Here is a 6,113-nt window from a genome sequence, read left to right as displayed (position 1 = left end):
TCACCTAATTGGTCTTCGATACGTAATAATTGGTTGTATTTCGCAATACGGTCAGTACGTGATAAAGAACCAGTTTTGATTTGGCCAGCGTTAGTTGCAACAGCGATATCAGCGATTGTTGAATCTTCTGTTTCACCAGAACGGTGAGAAACAACTGCAGTATAGCCAGCTTCTTTAGCCATTTCGATAGCTTCGAATGTTTCAGTTAAAGTACCGATTTGGTTAACTTTGATTAGGATTGAGTTACCAATACCTTGATCAATACCTTTAGCTAAGATTTCAGTGTTTGTTACGAATAAATCGTCACCAACTAATTGAACTTTATCGCCTAGGCGTTCAGTCAATAGTTTCCATCCATCCCAGTCGTTTTCATCCATACCGTCTTCAATAGTGATGATTGGGTATTTGTTAACTAATTCTTCTAGGTAGTCAACTTGTTCAGCAGCAGTGCGTTTTGCTCCGCCTTCGCCTTCGAATTTAGCATAGTTGTATACGCCATCTTCGTAGAATTCTGAAGATGCACAGTCAAATCCTAAGAATACATCTTTACCTGGTTCTAAACCAGCAGCTTTGATTGCTTCTAAGATTGTTTCAACACCGTCTTCAGTTCCTTCAAAACGAGGAGCGAAACCACCTTCGTCACCAACTGCAGTTTCTAAACCACGAGATTTCAAGATTTTAGCTAAAGCGTGGAATACTTCTGCACCCCAACGTAAAGCTTCTTTGAATGTTGGTGCACCAACTGGTAAAATCATGAACTCTTGGAATGCGATAGGCGCATCTGAGTGAGAACCACCATTGATGATGTTCATCATAGGAGTTGGTAAAACTTTTGTATTGAATCCGCCTAAATAGTGGTATAGAGGAATTTCTAGGAAGTCAGCAGCTGCACGAGCAACAGCAATAGAAACACCAAGAATAGCATTCGCGCCTAATTTACCTTTGTTAGGAGTGCCATCTAATTCAATCATTGCTTTATCGATAGCCATTTGATCACGAACATCGTAACCAATGATAGCTTCTGCGATTACGTTATTTACGTTATCAACAGCTTTAGATACTCCTTTACCTAAATAACGGTCTTTATCGCCATCACGTAATTCAACCGCTTCGTGTTCACCAGTTGAAGCTCCTGAAGGAACCATACCGCGACCAAACGCACCTGATTCAGTATAAACTTCTACTTCGATTGTTGGGTTACCACGTGAGTCTAAGACTTCGCGAGCGTAAACATCAGTAATAATTGACATGTGTTGTCTCTCCTTTGAGTTTGTTTTATCGTAAGGGATTCTTCCCTGTAGATACTTCTATTTTAATGAATTTTAGTCAATACTGCAAATGAAATTCGAAATTGTAAACGAATTATTTTACAGCGTCTAATAAAGCTAAGAATGATTCTGGTTGTAAGCTTGCGCCACCTACTAAAGCACCATCAACATTTTCTTTTGCCATGTATTCAGCGATATTTTCTGGTTTAACAGAACCACCGTATTGAATACGAACTTTTGCAGCAACTTCGCCACCATAAAGTTTTTCAACAGTTTGACGAACAACGCCACAAATAGTGTCAGCGATTGTTGCATCAGCAGATTTACCAGTACCGATTGCCCAGATTGGCTCATAAGCAATAACTAAATTGCTTACTTGTTCATCTGATAAACCAGCTAAACCAGCAGTGATTTGTCCTTCAATCCATTCCGCAGTTTTTTCTGCTTCATAAGTTTCTAAAGACTCACCACAGCAAAGAATTGGTGTCATACCATTTGCAAAAATAGCTTTTGCTTTTTTGTTGATTTCTTCGTCTGTTTCGTGGAAATATTCACGACGCTCTGAATGACCAATGATTACATAGTCAACGCCTAAATCTGCTAATGCAGCTGGTGAAGTTTCACCTGTGAACGCTCCTGAATTTTCCCAGTAGCAGTTTTGAGCTGAGATTTTCAAATCAGTCCCTTTTGCAGCATCTACTAATGTTTCTAAAAATAGTGCTGGAGAACCAATAACTGAATCTACTTTGTCATTGCCAGGGATGTTGTTTTTTACAGCTTCTGCAAAAGCTTTTGCCTCTGATGCTGTTAAGTTCATTTTCCAGTTACCTGCGATAATAGGTTTACGCATTTATGACACTCCTTTGAAAAAAATCGATTATTTATCGTTGATTGCTGCTAAGCCTGGTAATTCTTTGCCTTCTAATAATTCTAAGCTTGCACCGCCACCAGTAGAGATATGAGTAAATTTGTCCGCAAAGCCTAATTGTTCAGCAGCTGCTGCAGAATCTCCTCCACCGATAATTGTTGTTGCATCTGTAAGGTTAGCAATAGCTTCACAAACACCAATTGTACCTTTAGCAAAGTTAGACATTTCAAATACGCCCATAGGACCATTCCAAACGACTGTTTTCGCATCTTTTAAGATGTTTGCAAATAATTCAACTGTTTTAGGACCGATATCTAAGCCCATTTGATCAGCTGGTACTGCACCTTCATGCACTTCAGTTGGTACTTCATTTGAAAATTCAGCAGCAGTTACTGAATCAACTGGCAATACTAATTTATCTCCAGCTTTTTCAATTAATTCTTTTGCTAAATCCACTTTATCAGCTTCAACTAAAGATTTACCAATTTCAATTCCTTTTGCACGATAGAATGTATAAGTCATTCCACCACCGATAAGAATTTTATCTGCTTTAGGGATTAAGTTTTCGATAACACCGATTTTATCTGAAACTTTTGCGCCACCTAAAATTGCCACCATTGGACGCTTAGGTTCTTCAACTGCTTCACCGATGAATTTAATTTCTTTTTCCATTAAGAAACCAGCTACTGTCGGAATACCAGTTGAAGCAATCCCTACGTTAGAAGCATGTGCACGGTGAGCTGTACCGAATGCATCATTCACAAATACATCACCTAATGAAGCCCAATATTTACCTAAGTCAGCATCATTTTTGCTTTCTTTTTTACCATCTACATCTTCAAAACGTGTGTTTTCAAAAACAACTACGCCGCCGTCTTCTAAGTTGTTGATTGCTGTTTCTAATGCTTCACCACGAGTTTCAGGAACGAATGTCACTTCTTTACCTAGTAATTCGCCTAAACGATCTGCAACAGGTGCTAAAGATTTACCAGCTTTATCTTCTTCTGTTTTTACACGTCCTAAGTGAGAAAATAGAATTGCTTTTCCACCTTGGTCTAATACATATTTGATTGTTGGTAAAGCTGCTTTAATACGTGTGTCATCAGTAATAACGCCATCTTTCAAAGGAACGTTAAAGTCAACACGGACAAGAACTTTTTTACCTTTTAAATCAATATCTTGTACAGTCTTTTTAGCCATGAAATTGCCTCCTAATATCGGTCTTTCTTCTTTAAAAAAAGCGGAGAAGCGCGTCGCTTCCCCGCTTTGATATACTGCAATTTTAGATATTAACTATCTTATAAATTAGCGAAGTATTCTAAAGTACGAACTAATTGTGCAGTGTATGACATTTCGTTATCATACCATGAAACAGTTTTAACTAATTGTTTGTCGCCAACTGTCATTACACGAGTTTGAGTAGCATCGAATAATGAACCGTAAGTCATACCCACGATATCAGAAGAAACGATTTCGTCTTCAGTATATCCGTAAGATTCGTTAGCAGCTTTAGCCATTACTGCATTGATTTCATCAGCAGTTACTTGTTTGTCTAAAACAGTTACTAATTCAGTTAATGAACCAGTAGCAACAGGAACACGTTGAGCAGCTCCATCTAATTTACCGTTCAATTCTGGAATTACTAAGCCGATTGCTTTAGCAGCACCAGTTGAGTTAGGAACGATGTTTGCAGCAGCCGCACGAGCACGACGGAAGTCACCTTTAGGGTGTGGTCCATCAAGAGTCATTTGGTCACCAGTGTAAGCGTGGATAGTTGTCATTAAACCTTCAACAACGCCGAAGTTATCGTTTAACGCTTTAGCCATTGGAGCTAAGCAGTTAGTAGTACATGAAGCACCTGAGATAACTGTTTCTTCGCCTGTTAAGATTTCATGGTTTGTGTTGTAAACGATTGTTGGTACATCGTCTCCACCAGGAGCTGAGATAACAACACGTTTAGCACCTGCAGTTAAGTGTTTTTCAGCAGCAGTTTTTGAAGTAAAGAAACCAGTACATTCTAGAACGATATCTACGCCTAGTTCGCCCCATGGTAATTCTTCAGGGTTGCGGTTAGCTAAAACTTTAACTTCTTTTCCGTTTACATTGAAAGAACCTTCGTGAACTTCAACTGTACCGTTGAAACGTCCTTGAGTTGTATCATATTTTAACAAGTGTGCTAACATTTTAGCATCTGTTAAGTCGTTGATTGCAACCACTTCGATTCCTTCTACATCTTGGATACGACGGAATGCTAAGCGTCCGATACGTCCAAATCCATTAATACCTACTTTAACTGTCATTTAAGATTTCCTCCTTATGAAAATCATAAAAATTTATTTTAAAGGGTTGCCCCTTTTAAAATCTCATTTGCCACAGCTTCATCTGTAATGAGCCATGTTTGTTTTGGTGCATTTTTCATGTATGCGTGGATGGCTTTTGCTTTACTTTTACCACCTGCAATCGCAAATACGTAAGGGATATTTTGTATGTCCTTTAATTGTAGACCAATTCGTGGGATTTTGTAAACTACTTGTCCTTCTTCATCAAAAAAGTAACCAAAAGATTCCGCTACTGCATTTTTTTGCTTCAGCATTAAAATCTCTTCTTCGGTCATTTTTCGACGTGCAGCCATGTGTAATGCTTTCCCAATACTATGAATAACACAATTCGCTTCACTTATCAAGTTCAATACTTCTAATATAGAAGGCTCTTGCATTAAGGAATCATACGTAGCTCTGCTTAATTGTTCAGGTACGTACAACGAGCGATATTTGCCATTCGTACGGATAGCCATTTCTGCACTAACTGAATTTGCTTGTACATTTACAGCCTCACCTATACCACCTCGTGCGGGTACAAATAAATTCTCGCGTTGCTCAGTCTCCAAATTAGAGAGTTCTCGCGCAACTTTTGCCATTGTGGTACCACCCATTACTGCAATGATATTTTTTCCATTTGGCAATTGAGTATTTAAGGCTTCGGACAATAAATGTCCAAATTCGCCGATGACTTTTACTTGCTGGTCACTGTCGCCACCTGTAATAAAGCAACGATCAATGCCGAAATACGTCGCTAAACGTTTTTCGATTTGATGTACGCGGAAAAGTTGTTCCATCATACTACCTAAACGATTGTAGACTTCCTCGCCTTTTGCCGTTAACATCATGCCACTTTTAGAACTGTCTATCAAATCAAGTTTCTTCAATAAATCCGTTTCTGTTCGTAATACACGTTCAGTTAGGTCTAAACTTTCAGAAAGAGTTCTTCTCCCAATCGGCTGCATCCAATAAATATTTTGTAATATCCGATATCTTTCTTGGATAACTGTCAAAATATCTGGCGCGATTGCTTCAAACAATTTTAATTCATCAAGCATATGCAACCTCCGTTGGACACTTTTCGTCCTAGATAGACTTAATATGACCCATGTATTATAAAAAAAAGCGAATTTATAAATCATTCTCAATTCCTTACATCCCTAATTCTAGCATGTTCTCCTTTATTAATCAACTAATACCTTAAAGAAAAAAGGTAAAATTTGTTCATTTATTGTAAAAAGAAAGTGAATAAGCCCTTTAACCAACTACAAGTTCATTCTATTAAACGTAAGTATCATATACATAGTGAGTTTTTCGAAAGAGCGATGTTGGATTTATTGTAAACGATTGTACTTTCAGTTAGGTGATAACTCCTCTATTTTATCTAAATAAACTTACTAGATTTATAACAAACATAGAAAATATTGAGATTTCGAAAAATATCATATTAAAACATTTATAAAACTTAGCCATTCCCTTATAATATATATGAGTTTGTTTATTTGGATAAATTAATTGTTACTATAATTGTATAAGAACTGCTTATTCTAGTTTCCAGTGAGTGCGAATGTGATGCTCCCAGAAAATACCTAGGAGATTCGCACCAAAAATAGACACTAAAATGAGATAATGATGAGTAAACAAATACAATTATATTCG

General features: G+C 37.6%; 5 protein-coding genes. All 5 read right to left on the bottom strand.

All coding sequences use genetic code 11. The features are described from left to right. The coding region (eno, locus tag BAU17_RS03050) for a phosphopyruvate hydratase (protein ID WP_161901349.1) at positions 1 to 1,250 on the bottom strand (1,250 nt) is incomplete at its 3' end. 112 nt (positions 1,251 to 1,362) lie between these two features. Further along, positions 1,363 to 2,118, bottom strand: a complete 756-nt coding sequence (gene tpiA / locus BAU17_RS03045) for a triose-phosphate isomerase (RefSeq protein WP_161901348.1) — start codon at positions 2,116 to 2,118, stop codon at positions 1,363 to 1,365. Positions 2,119 to 2,145: 27 nt separating this feature from the next. Beyond that, entirely contained in the window at positions 2,146 to 3,336 is a 1,191-nt protein-coding gene (locus BAU17_RS03040; protein ID WP_161901347.1) for a phosphoglycerate kinase, read from the bottom strand. A 98-nt stretch (positions 3,337 to 3,434) separates the two neighbouring features. Further along, on the bottom strand, positions 3,435 to 4,436 hold the full coding sequence (gap, locus tag BAU17_RS03035) for a type I glyceraldehyde-3-phosphate dehydrogenase (protein ID WP_161901346.1): 1,002 nt from the start codon (positions 4,434 to 4,436) through the stop codon (positions 3,435 to 3,437). Between the two features lie 38 nt (positions 4,437 to 4,474). Continuing rightward, complete coding sequence (locus BAU17_RS03030; protein WP_161901345.1) at positions 4,475 to 5,512, bottom strand: sugar-binding transcriptional regulator; 1,038 nt, start codon at positions 5,510 to 5,512, stop codon at positions 4,475 to 4,477. Positions 5,513 to 6,113: the final 601 nt, after the last annotated feature.

Source organism: Candidatus Enterococcus willemsii (assembly GCF_009933335.1).
Classification (GTDB): Bacteria; Bacillota; Bacilli; order Lactobacillales; family Enterococcaceae; genus Enterococcus_F; species Enterococcus_F willemsii.
The sequence above is the reverse complement of the archived record's forward strand: the minus strand, read 5'-3'. Positions and strand labels throughout refer to the sequence as shown.